At 69.7% G+C, this 17,307-nt stretch carries 8 protein-coding genes and 1 pseudogene; 5 read left to right on the forward strand and 4 right to left on the reverse strand.

The genetic code is table 11. From position 1 onward, the window contains the following. Positions 1 to 120: 120 nt before the first annotated feature. The 4 genes from ACFXKZ_RS51025 to ACFXKZ_RS51040 all read left to right on the forward strand — a co-directional run bounded on the left by ACFXKZ_RS51025 (position 121) and on the right by ACFXKZ_RS51040 (position 5,343). Positions 121 to 1,137, forward strand: coding sequence for a DUF1214 domain-containing protein (locus tag ACFXKZ_RS51025; protein ID WP_380014960.1), 1,017 nt, complete (start codon positions 121 to 123; stop codon positions 1,135 to 1,137). A gap of 10 nt (positions 1,138 to 1,147) precedes the next feature. Next, a complete protein-coding gene (locus tag ACFXKZ_RS51030; protein WP_380014963.1) occupies positions 1,148 to 2,719 on the forward strand; it encodes an ABC transporter substrate-binding protein in 1,572 nt (523 codons plus the stop codon). A gap of 1,157 nt (positions 2,720 to 3,876) precedes the next feature. Continuing rightward, on the forward strand, positions 3,877 to 4,563 hold the full coding sequence (locus ACFXKZ_RS51035) for a DUF6461 domain-containing protein (RefSeq protein WP_380014966.1): 687 nt from the start codon (positions 3,877 to 3,879) through the stop codon (positions 4,561 to 4,563). A 93-nt stretch (positions 4,564 to 4,656) separates the two neighbouring features. After that, complete coding sequence (locus ACFXKZ_RS51040; RefSeq protein WP_380014969.1) at positions 4,657 to 5,343, forward strand: hypothetical protein; 687 nt, start codon at positions 4,657 to 4,659, stop codon at positions 5,341 to 5,343. Here the strand turns inward: ACFXKZ_RS51040 and ACFXKZ_RS51045 are convergent. From ACFXKZ_RS51045 to ACFXKZ_RS51055, 3 genes are all read right to left on the reverse strand, one after another. Further along, on the reverse strand, positions 5,333 to 5,839 hold the full coding sequence (locus tag ACFXKZ_RS51045) for a hypothetical protein (protein ID WP_380014972.1): 507 nt from the start codon (positions 5,837 to 5,839) through the stop codon (positions 5,333 to 5,335). The genes ACFXKZ_RS51040 and ACFXKZ_RS51045 overlap by 11 nt on opposite strands. Before the next feature lie 216 nt (positions 5,840 to 6,055). Beyond that, on the reverse strand, positions 6,056 to 13,414 hold the full coding sequence (locus tag ACFXKZ_RS51050) for a LamG-like jellyroll fold domain-containing protein (RefSeq protein ID WP_380014975.1): 7,359 nt from the start codon (positions 13,412 to 13,414) through the stop codon (positions 6,056 to 6,058). A gap of 828 nt (positions 13,415 to 14,242) precedes the next feature. After that, positions 14,243 to 14,896, reverse strand: a complete 654-nt coding sequence (locus tag ACFXKZ_RS51055; RefSeq protein ID WP_380015008.1) for a recombinase family protein — start codon at positions 14,894 to 14,896, stop codon at positions 14,243 to 14,245. Positions 14,897 to 15,095: 199 nt separating this feature from the next. Here ACFXKZ_RS51055 and ACFXKZ_RS51060 point away from each other — a divergent pair. Beyond that, positions 15,096 to 15,871 (forward strand): annotated as a pseudogene (locus ACFXKZ_RS51060) (transposase). A gap of 19 nt (positions 15,872 to 15,890) precedes the next feature. Here the strand turns inward: ACFXKZ_RS51060 and ACFXKZ_RS51065 are convergent. Beyond that, a complete protein-coding gene (locus ACFXKZ_RS51065) occupies positions 15,891 to 17,060 on the reverse strand; it encodes a hypothetical protein (RefSeq protein WP_380014978.1) in 1,170 nt (389 codons plus the stop codon). Between the last annotated feature and the right edge of the window lie 247 nt (positions 17,061 to 17,307).

Consider the following 17,307-nt stretch of genomic DNA (forward strand, 5'->3'; position numbering starts at 1 on the left):
GTTTCGCGGTCAGGCCGCCCCCGTCGGGATACCGCATGACACCGGCATACACCCACAACCCGCCCCACCGTCACCCCAAACCGAAAATCTCAGTACCTGGCCGCCGGGACGCTGCTCAGCATGGAGCTGGCGGACCCGGACTACCCGGAGTTCGGCCGCTGGGCGGACACCACCAACAGCTGGGGCATCGACAACCCCGACGTGATCTACACGCTCGCCGCCATCCGCGGCGACGCGACCTACCGGGTCAGCGGCGACCGCGGCAGCGCCCACTACCTCGACATCCAGGTGCACTCGCCGCACTTTTGCGAGGCGCCCGACTACCGCATCAACTCCAACATCGACAGCCGCACCCTGACCTGCGACGGCGACGGGGCCTTCGAGCTGATCCTCGGCGCCGAGCCCCACGAGGGAAACTGGCTGTACATCGACCCGGACGCCGAATCGCTGTGCGTGCGCCAGGTCTTCCTGGACTGGGAGAACGAGCGGCCGGCCAACCTTGTCATCGAACGCGTCGACGCGCCCTACCCGCCACTGTCCCCGCTGAGCGAGGCGGACGTGCGCGCCCGCGGCGAACGGCTGGTGCGCTGGCTGGACAAGGCCGGCACGTACTGGGACCACATGTGCAAGCTGTCGCTGAACTCCGAGCCCAACACCATGCGGTTCACCCCGCTGGCCGAGTCCGCGTGGGGCGGCTTCCAGAACCAGGCGTACGGCATGGGCAACTTCCGCTGCCGGCCCGACGAAGCCGTGATCCTGGAGTACACCCCGCCCACGGCGCACTACTGGAGCTTCGGCCTGGGCAACTGGTACTGGGAGACCGTCAACTGGTTCTGCCGCCAGTCGTCCCTCAACAACCACCAGGCCCGCCTCGACGCGGACGGGACGTTCCGCGCGGTCATCTCCCACCGCGACCCGGGCGTGCCCAACTGGCTCGACACCGGCGGCCACACCCACGGCACCGTCAACGGCCGCCTGCTGCTCGCCGACGGCCTGCCGGCGCCCACGCTGCGCGTCGTGCCGCTCGACCGTGTCCGCGACCACCTGCCCGCCGCCACCGCACACGTCACCCCAAAGGAGCGCACCGAGCAACTACGCCGCCGACGCCGCGCCGCCCACCTGCGCAACCGCCACTGAAAGGCCCGTCATGACATTCGGATTCAGACGCGGACACAAGCGCCTCGTCGCTCTCGCGGCGGCCGTCGCGGGCCTGGCCACCGCATGCACCGGCGGCCCCCCGGCCGGCCCCACCGGCTCCGGCGGCCCGCCGCGCGCGGGCGGGTCGCTCACCTTGCTGACCGTCGCCGACGCCCGGGGCCTCGACCCGTTCACCGCGACCTACAACGCGCTGGTCGACGAACCGCGCATGGCCGCGCTCTACGACCCGCTGTTCGTCATCGACCCCGCCTCCGGCCAGGTCCGCCCCCACCTGGGCGAAAGCCTCACCACAACCGACGCCGGCACCACCTGGACCCTGGCGCTGCGCCCGAACGTGCGCTTCAGCGACGGCACCCCCCTCGACGCCGAGGCCGTACGCACCAACTGGGACATGCACGCCGACCCCGCCATCCGCTCCCTGCACCGCGCCGCAGCCGCGGGCCTGCGCCTGGAAACCACCGGCCCGCTGACCGTGCGCATCACCCCACCATCGCCCAACGCCAACCTCGATCGGACCATCGCCACCGAACTCACCTACATCGCCGCCCCCTCCGCCCTGGCCAAGGGACCCGCCACCTACAGCGCGCACCCCGTCGGAGCCGGCCCGTTCACGCTGCAGACCTGGACGCGCGGCAGCCGCATGGACTTCACCAGGAACCCCGCCTATTGGCAGCACGACCGCGGCCTGCCGCACCTGGACAAACTCACCATCGCCCTCGCCACCGACATCCACCAGGCCTACAACACCATCCGCTCCGGCAGCGCCCAGATCCTGGTGTCGGCCGACCCGGGCACCCTCGAAAAAGCCGCCGAAGAACTCAACGCCGCGCCCCTGGCCACCAACGGCGGCCAGAACATCACCTTCAACCTCACCCGGCCGCCCTTCGACGACCCCCGAGCGCGCCGCGCGATCGCCATCGCCACCGACCCCGCCGAACTCGCCAAAACACTCGGCCAGGGCTTCCGCCCCGCCCGCGCGGTGTTCCCCCGATCCTCACCGTTCTTCGACCCGACCGCCGCCCAACCCGCCGCGGACCCCGCCGAAGCCCAACGGCTGTTCGACGAACTCGCAGCCGCCGGAAACCCGCTGCACTTCACCCTCGTGACCGCGCGGAACCCGCAGAGCCAACTGATCGCCGAGTTCCTCCAAAGCCGCCTCACCCGCTACCGCAACGTCGACATGAGCATCGAACCCCTCGACATCGGCGCCTTCGTCACCACCGTCCGCGTCAACCGCACCTTCCAAGCCGCGTTCGACCAGACCTGGCAACCCGACCCCGAACCCGGCATGTACCAGAGCTTCCACAGCACAAGCCCCCTCAACGCCACCGGCTGGAGCAACCCCCAAGCCGACCGGGCACTCGACCAGGCGCGCGCCACCCAGGACCCCGCCGCCCGCAGGACCGCCTACATCGCGCTGCAACACGCCCTGTCCGCAGACCTCCCGATCTGGACCTTCGCCGAATCCCGGATCGGCCCGGTCTGGAGCAACCAGGCAACCGGCGTCGAAACCTACAACGGCGGCGTCCCCTACCTGGACCGGATCGGCCTGCGCAGCTAGCAACCCCCGCACCCTTCACGCCGATTCGGCGCGCCCACACGGCGCGCCGAATCAGCCGATACGTCCTGCAACCCGGGAACAAACGGCCATCACCACAGCAGCTTCGCGGGACCTTCGTCGTTCCCGGGTCTCACGCCTGTCACGTCCGCAACCCTGCCTGGCCGCTGCGGGCAACCCCGTCACATACCGGCACACCATCGGATACGAGACGCCCTCGGCGCCCTACTCGTCCCACAGCCGGTGAAGATCCCAGCCGCCGTGTGCCGCTGCTTGCCAGGTGCGTGCAACTCGGTCGCAACATCGCGTCGATCGCCAACTCGAAGCGTCCGACCGTCTTCGGCGGGGTGGCATCCGCTTCCGCGGCTGCGCCACGCCGGCTCCAACGCCTTCGTCACCGTGGCCCAGCCGACGCCTCGCCCGACACCTCGACGGCCTCAGCCCTGCCCCACCGATGTCCTGGACGGCCACGAGGTCCGCTTCGCGCCGTCGGCGCAGACGGCCCCTGACGTTTGCGGCGAGGTCTGCCGGGCGAATCACCACGAGATTCAGTCCGTTGGCCGGTATCAGGGTGTCCCCGCGGGGCGTCGCACAGTGCCCGTTGCTCCCCGCTGACCGTGAGCCGATCCGACTTGTCGGCTGATCGTGCTGGAGTTCCCGGTACTCCACCACCAGGCGGCGCTCGCACCAGTAGGAGTCAACGGGCCACTTCGCCCGACACCCCGACCTTCCCGGGTCTCCCCGCAGCCAGGCGAACGTGTGTTGACGCTCGCCCACTTCACCCAAGGCCTCGTCACACAGGCCCAGCACGTACGCCTCGTCACTGTCTTCCCGACCCACAACCCCTCATCATTCAGCAGACCGCCGACAGAGAGCCCAAGAAGCCGTGGCGAACGCAGCACGTGTCGTTGTCCGCGTACGGCGACACGATGATCGACATCCGACGATGTAGTCCTGCCGGGTGAACCTCGAAGCGACCCGTGCGCCACAGGTGTTGCACCGGTCATGGTCGTTCCGACGGCTTCTGAGCTGCGGAAAGTCAAACCGCACGCTCGCAGAGCCCCGGAGCATGTGCGGGGATTTCGACTGCTCGGGCGAGGATGTCGAACGCGACTGGGCGGCGCGCACCGGGTGTCGGATGTCGGCCCTACGGTGGGCGTATGAGTACCCGGGACGGTATCGCGTGGCTGCGCGAGGCCCGCGAGTTCGGATCCGACTACTGCGTGACGTTCGCACGCGGCCTGGAGCCCCTGGAACTGCTGATCCGTCTGGGGTGCAATCCGTCCACGGTCGTGCCGATGGGATTGGTCGACGCCACCGAGACCTACTTCGACACCGGCGTGGAGACCATCCGGGCCGGCACCTCGCGCGGATGGGCGTACGCCGTGGAGACCACGGGAAATCGAGGCTTCCAGAAGGGAGTCCCGGACGCGGTCTCCACCGGCACCGAGGCGGTACTCGTGTACGCGGACAGCAATCCCGTCGCATACCTGCTCCACGCCGAGAACGGCGAGATCGTGTGCGGCTTCGAGGAGGAGACCCCCGACGACCGGATCGGAACGGACCCCGACCGGCTCCTGCCCCACATGATCGCCGCCGGACTCCTCACCCCGGACGGCAACCAACCCGACGACAGCCCGACGCGCGGGTGCGAACTGCGCATGGCCGAAACCGTGTTCGGCCTCGACCTCCCGCACGACCTCGTCGTCCACGGCCTGCTCCTCGCCGCCGGACTGCACGAAGGACTCTCCCATCCCCTCCCCGACGATCGCCGCCGTCGGCGAACCACCCGCCGAGTAGCCGATCACGAGCACCACAGTGTCGGTGAAGCCCGAAAATCGGCATGACCGGTCCGGCCCGTGACGAGACTGTCGGCCGACACTTCCAGGCCTGGGCGTCGTGACCGCGGATCGCTATCGGTGAACCATCGGGGTGAAAACGTGAGTATGTCCTTCTTTTGGCGTCGTGCCTCGGCCGAAGCGGTCTCGTGCTCGGCTCCTCACGAGTTGCTGGAACTCGTCCCGTACTGGCATCAACGGCCCGAACTCTGGAACGCGGGCTTGGTCACCGGAGTCGAGTTCCACTTCTCGGTTCTGGACCGGGTACTCGTGGAGTGTTGTCCCGATCAGGTCTCGGCGGAGCTCGTCGTCCATGGCGGCGAGCCGCGCACGGACCTGTGGGCCAGCCCCGATGGCGAGGTGCAGGAACACACCGTCGTCACCACGCTCACCCCTGAGCAGGTCACTGCGGCCGCCGAGGCTTTGCGCTGCGCTCCGTGCGAAACCCGGCTCTGCGCGAACCCGCGGCGCATGACCGCGTTGGTGGAGGAACTCGAGTTCACCACCCCATGGCACGACGATTGGGAGCGGCGGGTCGTCCATGACCTGGCGAAGCTCACCGGCTTCTATCGCGCGGCAGCCGATAGCCGACGATGCTCCTGCCGGACGGGACCCGTCTTGGATGAGGGATCTGTGCTCCCGGAACTACCGAAGGTCTCCGCTCGGCAGGGCTGGGCGAGGTGGAGCCGGTCTGACACGGGGGATCGAAGTCCCGGAAGGGCGGCAGGCTTCCACCTCGCTCGGCAGGCCCTTGCGCTCATGCGTTCAGGCTCGCCGATCAGTTGTTAGAAGGGCGGGTCGTCGGCGCATCCCTCCACGCGAGGCCAAGGATCGCGCGGCGCCGGACGGGCGTGGGTGTCGTGGGTAAGGCGCGCTCGCTCGACCCGATGACGATCGCGCCGAAGCCGCGGTCGGGGTCCGCGAGTGCCGCGACCAACGCGGCGGCATCCGGCCGGCGGGCCCACGGCAACGAACGGCTGTGCCCGACGTCGAAGAACTCCGCGACGATCCGGCCGTGACCCGACGTCAACGCCTGCGCGTTGAGCAGCTGCCAGCCTCGCGATGTCTCGGGGTCCTGGTGGTCCTCGGTTGACACCCGGCCGTAGAACGCGAAGCGCGCGCCGGACCGCGTGGCTGTCGACACCGTGGGGCTGGGGCGGCGGGTAGCCCAGGATTCCAGCGCGGTTTCTTCGACGAGATCCTTCTTCGGCACGGGCACGGCGGTCGGATCCTTGGTCCTCATGGCATTCGCGGTCGCGCGTTCCGTTCGATCCTGCATCAGCACGCCGTGCACGGATACGGCGCGAGGAAGCACACGCGACAGGCGAGTGCCTCCCACCACGCCTGCTGATGCGATGTAGGCCTGTTCTCGCCGAGAACAGCGGTGCTGGGGGGCGCGGCCGAGTTTTCGGCACCCCCGACCTCGCAGGTGATCGCGGTCCGCGCCGGTGGCCGACAGCCGCCCCGGCCCTCCGGGATGCCGGAGGGCCGGGGCGGGGTGTCAGGCGTCGATGCCGAAGTACCGGCTGAGGTAGTCGATGATCTCGACGGCGTGCGGCAGGAGTTCGGGCAGTTGGGCGGCGAGTGTCTGCCGGGTGGCGGCGGACAGGGCTCCGGTGCTGGTGGCGGCCGGGCGGACGTACGGTTCCAGGCGCCTGATCAGCTCGTAGTTGCTGTCGATGTTCTCGGCCCGCATCGCCTTCTCCAACGGCGGTGCCCCGGGCGGTGGGATGGGGGCGAGGACGCGGCTGACGTAGGTGACCCGGTGCAGGATCCGCCAGCACGGGGGCTTGGCGGAGTTCTGCCGGGCCTGGCGCAGGGCGGCGGCGTCGGGGGCGTTGCTGCCCCGCAGCCACATCGGGTCGACGACCTTGCGGTAGAAGTCGTCGAAGTTGGCACTGGTCTCGCCGAGGTAGAAGGTGAGGAAGCGGTAGGCGTCCACCTTGCCCGGCACCAGCACCGGCCGGCCCGCCGCGTCGTACGCCGGCTTGCCGTCGGCGTCCCGGCGTTGCAGGTCACCGGACGGCGCGCACTGGACGTCGAGGCCGAAGGAGCGGGAGGCGTCCTTGCCCTTGGCCCGGGTGGTGCTGAAGCCGCCGCCCGCGGAGGCGTCCAAGTGCATCCCGAAGCCGAGGCCGAGGGCGCCGAAGGACAGGTCGAAGGAGCCGCCTGCCATGCCGTGGAAGCTGTACGAGCCGGCGGTGGTCTCGCTGACGGCGTCGGTCGCCTCGGTGGTCTCGGCGAAGAAGCCGCCCTGCGCCGTCCAGACGTAGGTATTGACCAGGTCCCGGTGCGAGAAGCCGTCGGCCGTCGGATTCGGGCCGCCGGGGCGGCTGTCGTCCCGCGGCGCGACGTCCATGCCCATCGAGCGCAGCACCGTCCGGGCCTGGGCCTCGGCCGGGTCGTTCCTGCTGTCGCTGTTGGGCTCGGTGGAGATCGACTGGTAGTAGGCCTGCAACCGCTGCTGGTCGCGGGTGATGCGGCGCTTGAGGGCGTACGCGTCCCGGGGCTTGAAGTAGCTGTACTCGCCGTACGCGGTGGCGGCCGGGTAGTCGGGGTCGGTGACCTTGCCGCGTTCGTCGAATCCGACCGCGCCGTCCAGGGTGCCCTGCTTGGTGTAGCGGGGGTTGATCGGGAAGTGGATGATGTTCCAGTCCCGCGGGATGTCCGGGTTGGGCAGCATCCGGTAGGCGATGAGCGCGCCGGTGTGTGCCAGGCGCAGCGCGAACACGTCGGCGGTCTGGGACTGCACGAGTGCCATGCCGGTGTTGGCGGGCACGTAGCGGCGGCCGATGGCCGGGTTGACCAGTTTGCCCGGGTCCTCGGGGTAGCCGGTGAGCGCCAGCCTGGTCTTCCGGGAGGTGTTGGTGCCCTGGCTGACCTGGGTGTCCGAGCTCCAGGTGTTGGAGTACTCCAGGCTGGCGGTGACGCCGAGCTTGAGCTGCCCCTCGGCCAGCGGGGTGGCGGTGCCGACGCCGAGCGGGGCGGTGACGGTCATGATGTCGGCTTCGGTCTCGATGCCGAAGGAGAGGTTGAAGGCGGCGTCGACGCTCCGGGACTTGCTGGCGGAGAGGCTCTGCACCACCTCCTCGGCCTCGGCGAACTCCACCGAGGACGCCCCGGCGTGGTCGCCGGAGTCGGCCGTGAGGTTCTCCGAGGGCACCGGCGGGGCGCCCTCGACGAAACCGACCAGCTGCGGGTCGAACTGGGCCTGGCCGACCCACTCGGTGGTCAGGTCGCCGACCTTGTAGCCGGTGACCAGGTGCCAGCGGTCGTCGCGGACGTAGCCGTAGCAGCGCTTGAGCACGCCGAGCGCCTCGCCCTTGGCGTCGAACTGGAGGTCGGCGTACTCGCTCGCGCCGGGGCTGCCGCCGATGGTTTCGTGGAACGGGGTGCGGACATCGGCGAGGGCCGAGCGCACCTGGGCGGTGTCGGTGGAGATCGGGGCGGTGGAGAGCAGGATCCGGGGCCGCCTTGCCGAGACTGCCGGGAAGTCCAGGTCGTTGCCGCGCAGGCCCTCGTCCCGCACCGAGGTGGTGCCGGGCTCGGTGGAGTCGCGGTCGAACGGCCAGTAGCCGAGCAGGTCCCGCTTGTCGCCGCGCAGCCGGGTGAACAGGTTGTCCTGGATCTGCTCCGCGGTCCGGACGGTGCGCCAGATCCGCACCTCTTCCAGCGTCCCGGTGAACGGGTCGGCCGGCTTGCCGCCCTCCAGCCGGGCGCCCAGGGTGAGTTGGGCCTCGCCCCAGGGCGTGAAGTCCTGCGCGGTGACGGTGCCCTCGGCCAGCGGTTCGCCGTTGCGGTACAGCCGCAGCGGGCTGGCCGCCGGGTCGGGGTCGCGGGTCCAGTAGGCGCCGCGCAGCTTGGCCGGGAAGGAGCCGGAGTGGTCGAAGGCGACGTTGCCGGCGTTCTCGTCGAAGGACCAGCGGGCCAGCAGGCCCTTCTCGCGCGGCGTGACGGGCAGCCCGACCTGGGCGGACGTCCGTGCCGCGGTCCAGATCCGCACCTCGCACAGCACGCCGGTGAGGCCGCGGCCGATCTCCAGCCCGCTGCCGTTGGCCTGCGCGCCGGGCCCGCGGTAGAGGTGGTAGCCGGCGGGGGAGTTGCCGATGAAGAAGCGGATGCTCTGTTCGGGCTCGGGCGGCTCGGTCGGCCGGGGGCCTGTGGCGACCACGGGCTGGAGGCGCTCGCGCACCACACTCACCCGCAGCACCGTTCCGGTCGTCAGGGCCCGGTCCGAGGTGAAGCGCACGGCCTTGCCGTCGGCCTCGGCGAACGCGAACTCCAGCCGCCCGTCGGCCAGCACGCCGAACTGGTACGGGACGCCGTCCCGCCCGCCGTCGACCGCGCTGCCCTTGGCGACCAGGCCCATCGGGGTGCCGAGCCGGTCGATCCGGACGAATGCCTCGATGGTGAGGTCTTCGAGTACGTCCAGCGCGTTCTGCGGCTCGACCGCCAGGCCCACCGCGTCGTCCAACCGCAGCGCCCAGGACTGGGTGTAGGTCGCGGCCAGGTGCGCCCATTCGTTGCACGGGAACCGCTCCGCCGACTTCACCACCTGGGCGCCGACCCGGGCCACCACCTGGTAGCCCTTGATCGGGGACGGCGGGCTGCTCGGGCCCTCGAACGTCCAGTGTCCCAGCAGGCCCGGCTCGCGCCCGGACAGCCGTCGATCGCGGTCGGCGGCGATCTCCCGCTGGGTGCGGGCCCGGTCGAAGACCCGGACCTCGTCGATGCGGCCGTCGAGGTACGTCCCGCTGAACGGCTGGCACCCGATGACCAGCGGCCCGTTGCCGGTGTACGGCCCGGTGGCGGTGCGGCGGCCGACCTGGACGCCGTCCCGGTAGAGGATCTGCTCGCGGGTGGCGTTCTTGTACACCGCCGCCCAGTGGTGCCACTCCAGGTCCGGGTAGGCCTCGGCGGTGACCAGGTCGTCGTCGAACAGCCCGAAGCGGAAGGTCTCGGCGGCGTCGAACGCCAAGTGCAGCGACTGGTCGCGCAGGCCGCTCGGTGTGCCGTGGGTGAGCAGCGGTTCGGTGCGGCCCCGGGACTGGTTGCGCTTGGCCCACAGCTCGATGGTGAAATCGCGGTCGGCCAGGTCGAGTTGGTAGGTCAGTTCGACCTTCTCGGCGCCGGCGAACTGCTTGACCGGGAGCCCGGCCGGGACGAGCGAGAGGGAGTAGCCCGAGTCGTCCGTCCGGGCGTGGACGACCCGGCCCTGTCCGGCCTCCGGGTTGGCCCAGACCTCCAGGGTCAGGTCGCCGCTCGGGGTGATGCCCTGGTGCCGGCCGGCGGGCAGCGTCAGGTACTGCTCGCCGCCGTGGAACTGGAAGGCCCGGCCGGGCATGTCGGCCCGCCAGCGGCAGCCGCGTCCGGCGATGGTGGGCCGGGCGGTGCCGTTCGGCACGAACTCGACCTCGCCCGGGTTCAGCCCGATCAGCCGGGAGCCGTCGGAGAGGAGCACCCCGGGCCGACTGGAGGAGGCCCGGCCCCAGTCGTAGCCGACCAGGCCGACCTTGTCGCCGGGCTTGATGCCGCCGGCGTCCCCCGTGAGGGTCAGGGTCTTCGAGCCGACCGGGGTGTCGGCGGCCACGGCGCAGCCTGCCGAGCCGATCTGCAGGTGGGCCTTGGCCGGGAGCGCGACGGTGATGCTCTCGGTCAGCTCCACGGTGGCGCCGTTCACCCGGGCGACCGCGCCGACCGTCACCGGCCGGCCCGGGTCGCCGGCCAGCGCCGCCGCCATCGGCCCGGCCTTGCGCGGCAGCGAGCGCCAGGTCTCGGTGTCGGCGCCGACGGTGACGGTCAGGTCGCAGCGGCCGGGCGCGTCGCCGTCGGAGACCACGATGGTGCAGCCGTCCAGCGGGATCGCCGGGTCCCGGGCGGCGAAGCCGAGAGTGCCGCCGTCACCGTCGAGCGTCTGGAGGCCGCGGACCACGGCGGTGTCGTAGTAGACGGCGGAGAACTGGTCGTCCGAGCCGCGGAAATAGAGCACGACGTTGCCGGTTCCGCTGTCCAGCAGGGCAGGCCGGTCGGCGCCCCGGGCGAACTCCAGCAGGGCGCCGTTCAGGCTCAGGCCGCCGGCGTCCACGGCGAGCAGCGGCATCGGCACGGTGAGGTCGTCGTCGCCCTGCAGTGCGGCCGACAGGCGGGCCAACTGGTCTTGGGCTTCGGCAAGTTCGGCCTTCTTGGCGGTCAGCACGAGTTGCAGCTCGGCGACCCGCTTGCCGGAGGCGCGGGATTCCTGGACCGCGGCACGCGCGGCGTCCATCCGCTCCTTGATGGCGAAGAACATGGTGTCCCAGCCGTTTATCATGCCCGCCCGGTGCATCCGGAACAGCCCCGCGTCGGTTGTACGGCACTCCGCCGCCTGGCGCAGTACGGGCGTTTTGCTGTCGGCGGGCAGGCCGATGGCCATGTCGCTGCCCGAGTTCACGATCCGTACGTAGTCCCCTTCGTGGACCAGGGTGAACCGGACGAACGCTTCGTTGAGGCTCTTGAACGGATCCCACGGCAGGAGGTTTATTTCGTTGCCCTCGGCACGTTGCTCGTATTTCACGTGCAGGAAGTAGTTGGATTTCGCGGCGGGGCGCAGGTAGCTGGGAACGCCACCGGCGGCTTGGGGGGGATAGGCGCCGTCCATGGTCCAGACCGTCCGGGGGCCGTCGGGGCCGGAGAAGCCCACCCCGTCGTTCAACGACCCCCACACGAGATCGAAGTAGACCCACTGCACCGTCTTGCCGTTGATCACCCGCGGAGTCTTGAGTTCCAGGGTGTAGTTCCAGAGCTGCGGTTGCGGCGCATAGATGTTGTACAGCCACTCCATGCGGTCGTATTCGGGCTGCAGGGCGTCCTGCGCTGCCTGACGTGCCGGCAGCAGGGCCGCCGTGGTGTTCAGGCGGGCGATCTCGACAGGCAGCGCGGCGATCTCCGGCTCCAGCCGCCGGATCACCTGCTGCAGGGCGCTGATCTGCTCGGAGTCCTGCCCCCTGGTCGGCCGCTTCAGCACCTGCGGGTCCAGCACGTCCGGCGTCTCGGCCAACCGCCCGTCCCGGGCGACCGCGAAGTCCAGGGTCGCCAGGCACGGTTCCTGCCCGTACTTGGCGGCGAACGCCAGCAGCACCCGGGCCTGCCGCTTGGCCGGCTTGGGGTCGGCGCGGTAGCCGGAGACCACGTTCTCCTGCTGGTGGTAGAGCACGGCCGACATGCCGGACACCACCGTGCGGCCCTTGAGGGTGAAGCTGTCGCGCCGCACCCCGGGGTGGTCGCCGATCGGGGCGTCCGAGCCGGTCCACTGCGCGGCGCCTTCGATCTTTCCGTGCAGGGCGTCGTCGCTCTGGTCGTAGGCGGTGGTGCCGGTGCCCTCGTCGAAGCGGTAATAGGCGGTCAGGCCCGGCTCGTTGCCGACCAGCCGGTGACCCAGGTCCTCGGTGAGCTCGGCTGCCGAGCGCACCCGGTTCCACACCCGCAGTTCGTCGAGGTCGCCGGTGAAGTGGCGGACCGTGCCGCCCGTGTCCTGCCGGCCGACCAGGGTGGCGGCCCGGGAGACCGGGGTGAACGGCAGTGGGCCGCTGCCCGCCGGCCGGCCGTCGACGTACAGCCGCGCCGTGGTGCCGTCGAAGGTCGCGGCGACGTGGGTGTAGACGTCGGCGGCGAGGGCGGCTGTGGAGGCGAGCGCGGACGGCGCCCCCTCGTGCTCCAGCCGCAGCGCGCCGATCGCGTCCACGGAGAGTTGGTACTCTCCGGCCCGGCCGAGCAGCGGGCCGTCCAGCGCGGCGGGCTTGACCCACGCCTCGACCGAGTAGGCCCGGCCGCCGAAACGCAGCGCCGCGGGGTCGCCGAGGTCGACGTGCGCGCCGGCGCCGTCCAGCCGCAGCGCGGTCTCGGCGTGGCCGGCGGTGCCCGTCACCGGCACCAGGTCGTGCCCGGTGAACGGGCAGGGGCCGGGGGAGCGCTCGAACACCGCGTCCTGGTAGGCCGGGTCGGGGCTGGTGTAGAAGCGAGTGCCCTGGGTGTTGAACAGGCCCTGCTCGCCCTGCTCGACATTGAAGCCGTCGACCCGCCCGGTCGCGTCGTTGTACGCGAACAACTGCCAGCGCTGCACGTTGGCGACCGCGGTGGGCACCAGCACCGCCGCGAACCGGCCCTGCGTCAGGTTCCGGAGGAACGACAGCTCCTGGGTCGGCTCGTGGAACGGCCGGCCCTCCATGTCCTCGGTACCCAGGCTGTCCTTGGCCGACTCGGGACGAGTGGCGTGCCGACTGCGCTTGAAGCGCGCCTCCAGCACCGGTTTGAGCTTGCCGTCCACCAGCACGAACCGGTCGCACAGCAGAGTGTCCCGCACCAGCGGCACCTTCGCGCCGCCGCTCAACACGTAGTCGGGCCGGGACGCGGCCCCGGACGAGCCGCCGCCGGTCAGCTTGTACACCGCCCCGGCGTCGCCCGCGCCGACCGACTGGCGCAGCACCACCACGTACGTCCCGTCCGAGACCACCTGGAACGGGGCGTCCGCGGTCAGCCGCCCGGTGGACGACAAGTGCGGATCGACGTCCTCCTCGGCCGGCCGCTCCCCTGGCGCGGCCTCGGCGCCGCCCCGCTTCACCGTCGGCATCGCGGTCGCGCCGACCACCGCGTACCCCACCTCGGCCAGTTCTCGGGGGAAGACCAGCTCGGCCGGGTTCTCGCTCCAGTACGCGGCGTCCACTGCGCCCTTGGTCGGCGGGCCGGAGAAGTCCAGCACCGAGTAGACGATCCGGCGCGCGGCGTCCATCGCGAAGGCGATCGTCGTGCCCTGGTGCCGGGCCATGGTGACGTGCCGGTACGAACGGTCCCCGTAGACCTTGAGCAGGGATTCTTGACGTGCCACTGTTCCCCTTCCACGAGCCTCGTCGTGCAAAGCCCCCCAACAGGACTTCGGCAGTCTGGCATCCGCGACACCAGCACATGGGGATTGTGAGAACTCACGGGTACAACACGACTCGATCGCTACGCCAACTGTCCGGAACTTCGCCCTCCGGCCCCGCCCTGCCGGTCGTCTGCCTGCGTCCGGCGGGGGCGGCCGGTGACTGCGGGAGGTCCTCGGGCTCACCACCGCACCGGCCGCGACCGTTCGTTCCGAGAACCGGCGGTCGTCGATGCGGCCACGCGGTGCCCGAGGCACGGTGTCCAAAAAAAGCAACCAGCCGCCGGTGCTGGTCGAGGCGAGGCCGAGGTCATTCGTGGCTCTGACGCGGCGGATCGACGCTTGTGGCGGAGTGCTTCGACGCCCTGGAGGCGCCTTGCCGTCGGGGCGGAGCGCATGCGGGCCGCCATCCAACGCTCCACGATGAAGCCCGACTTGCAGTGGTCGACGCGACGTCGTGGAGCGGCGCGGACGTCGCGTTCGTCGGCGACGACCAGCCGTCGGGGAATTCCAGGGCAGCATTTCGCCCGCAGTTCGCCACCCTTTCGAGGGGTAGACCCGGGCCTTATCGCGCGTTACTTTTGTAATTGCGAGGAACTGCTGGACGCTTCGGACACATAATTGCCCCACGAACTTCCGTTCGAAGGCAGCATCAGTCGGCACCCGCGTTCGGCCTCGGCCGAGGCGGGTGTTCGTCGTTTCCGAGCTTGTGTCTGTCGATCACCTCCTCGTCTCGGCCCGTAAGTCGTTCACCCTTTGACCGGCCGTCCGGTGCCGGTCTTGGAGCTGCGGTCATCGTCCGATGGCGACCCTCTCCTTCTTCTCGGTGTCGGCGGTCACGGTGCGGCCGGCTTGGTCATAGATCAGCGTGATGCCGTCCTTCCGGAGGCGGGCGAGTGCGCGTGCTGGGTCCGGCACGCTCGTCTCGCCGGTGCGCATCAGGTGCAGTGCTGGTAGGTCGGCGAGAACGTGGTCTTCGCGGACGTAGGCGTTGGGTTCCCGGTCGGGATCACGAGGTGTGGCGCTGGAGTGCCCGTGGCGGCGGCGGTAGGCCGCGCGTCCGTTGGACCAGCACGACTCCATCCGCCTCCGGCAGTGGCCGCAGCGCAGCAGTCCGGCGCGCTGATACATGTGCTCGGGAGCGGACTTGTCTGCGCGGATGCCCTGCGCGGTGACGAGGTCGGCCTCGCTGACCAGTGCCGGGTGCGCCGGCTTCTCCGAGATGATCCATGCGTCCGGGGTGTTGCGGCGCATGACGTCGCGATGCCCGAGCGTGGTGTTCGCCGGGTCGACGAGGTCGTGGTCGGTGCGCTGCCGGTTCCATACCCGGCGGCCGGTGTAGCGGGGGTTGCTCAACACAGCGTGCACCGAGGTGAGCGTCCAGGCCTCGGCGGTGCGGTGCGGGTTGCGCTGGTGGTCTGAGTGGGGATTTAGGCATGGATTGATGCGTTAAGTCGCTTGACTGCCAGTGGCGTTCAGCATGATTTGCTCCATACATGCATCCTTGCGTCTGCGAAGCTCCAGCCTGGGACGCCTGTTTGATCCGCCCATCGCACCCGGATTCCGTCTAGCTTGTCGATGTCACAGAAACTCCCGACCAGCCAAATACCCTCCTCGGCACCGCTGTTCATGTAGGAGCTCTTCCGTGAGCCAGCGGAAGGCGTATCCCAGTGACCTGTCCGACGCCCGATGGGCGCTGATCGAGCCGACCCTGACGGCATGGAGACAAGCCCGGCTCGACCGCAGACCCACCGGCCGGCCGGCCAAAGTCGACCTCCGTGACGTAATCAACGCGATCCTCTACGTCAACCGCACCGGAATCCCCTGGACGAAGGAATCTTCGCCCAGCTCAACTACGACCTGACCGCACTGGCCCGCGTCGAGGAGGGCCGCAAACCCGAACCCACAGGCTCCGTCATCGACACCCAGAGCGTGAAGACCTCCACCAACGTGCCCGTGACCAGCCAAGGAACGGACGCCGCAAAGAAGATCGTGGGACGGAAGCGGGGCATCCTCACCGACACGATCGGCCTCATCCTCGCCGTGACCGTCACCGCCGCGAGCCTCTCCGAAAACGCCCTGGGAATACACCTCCTCGACCAGGCCAAGAAGACGTATCCGACCATCGCCAAGAGCTGGGTGGACACCGGCTTCAAGAAAGCCGTCGTCGAGCACGGCGCCCAGCTCGGAATCGACGTCGAAGTCGTCGACAGAAATCCCGGAGTTCGCGGCTTTCATGTCCTCAAAAGGCGCTGGGTAGTGGAGCGGAGTATCGGATGGATCATGATGCACCGACGTCTCGCCCGCGACTACGAGACCCTCACCGCCAGCTCCGAAGCCATGATCCACATCGCCTCGATCGACAACCTCACCAAGCGCATAACGGACGAGACCACGCCAACCTGGCGAGGCACCTACTAGGGCAAAAAAAGCTAGCAGCCTAAATTAAATGCCCTCTGAGACACAGCAGCAGGTCCGCGGCCTGTCGATTGCGTGCATAGGGGCGCAAGAGTCCGGCCATGCGGTCGCGTGCCTTGCCAACGTAGAGCGAGCGCGTGTCCCGGTCCCGGGCGAGGTGATTCCAGTGGGCGCAGGCCGCATCCAAGTCACCGAGGCGGAGGTGGAGTTCTGCCAGGTGAGCTCGGGTGAGCAGTCTGTCGCGGCCGTGCGCGGGCGGTCTGAGGCGTAAGGAGGTTTCGAACGCGCGCCGGGCGCCTTTCAGGTCTCCGGACCTTTGCAGGATGCGGCCCTTCTCGTATTCGAAGCTGGCACGCGGGTACCGGCCGAAAGGTTCACATTCGCACGATGCTTCGTCGTCCAGAGCGCTCTCGGCACGGTCGAGGTCGCGCAAGGCGGACTCGCCGGCGCCTGCGGCGGCGCGGCCCGCGTAGAGGTAGGCCTGGACAGGGCGGCCGGCCGGGAGACTCAGGGCCATCTCGGCGTAGGCGGCGGCGATCGGGTGCTGCAGGTGTTCGGCCTGCGTACTCAGTGCGCGCAGAGTGACCGCATAGTGGTCGAAGTGGTCGGCAAGCCTGATGACAGCCATGTAGTAGCGCAGCGCGAGTCCTTGGTAACGGGTGTCCGCCGTCATCGTCGCCAGCAGGAACCCCAAAGACCAGTCGGCCGGAGCATCGTCGGCAATGTAGGCCGCCAGCGCCGTGCGCGCGTGTCCGCCGCCGTAGGAGCAGTGCAACGTGGAGAACAGACGAATCATGTCCTCGATCGCTGCCACTTTGGATTTCTTCCCGCGGCTGGGAGTTCCGGCGAAGAGAGTGGGCCGGTACAGCTCCCCGCGGTACTGCTGGTCGGCGCGGGCCAGGTCGGCCAGGGCACGGGTCGGCCGATGGGTGGGAGGCACAGGGTCCAACCCTGCATCGCAGGGTGTGATGTTGCGTCCGATGCGCTGGCTCAGGACGGCAGCCACCAGGTCGGGTACCGGAGACCTGGGGTGGGCTCCATTGAGCCAGTGGCCCACCGACGTTCGGTCGTAGTGGAGCCGCAGGCTCTCACGGGTGCCTGCGGCGTTCACGGCGCGCGCGAGGTCCGCGCCGCTCCAGCGAGCCTCCGCCATCAGGGTGCGCAGAGCGGCGTTCGGGCTTGCTCGTGACATTCCGACCCCATACAAGAGCGGGTGGTTAAGGATCGACGAGGTCTGTCAGCCTCGCTCCGGTTGCGGGCCGGCCGGCATCTCGGGCGTGAGGGCGTACTCGGCTCACGATGAATAGAGACGATATTTGGTATTCAGCCAAAATTGGGCAGAATTCTAACAATCGTCGATACCGGAGGGCTGCCGGGTGTGGCGCGTTCGCCCCGTCGGCAGCAAGCGATGCCCGTTGTCGACCAGCGAAGGGCAGTCC

This window comes from Embleya sp. NPDC059237 (assembly GCF_042754105.1).
Classification (GTDB): domain Bacteria; phylum Actinomycetota; class Actinomycetes; order Streptomycetales; family Streptomycetaceae; genus Embleya.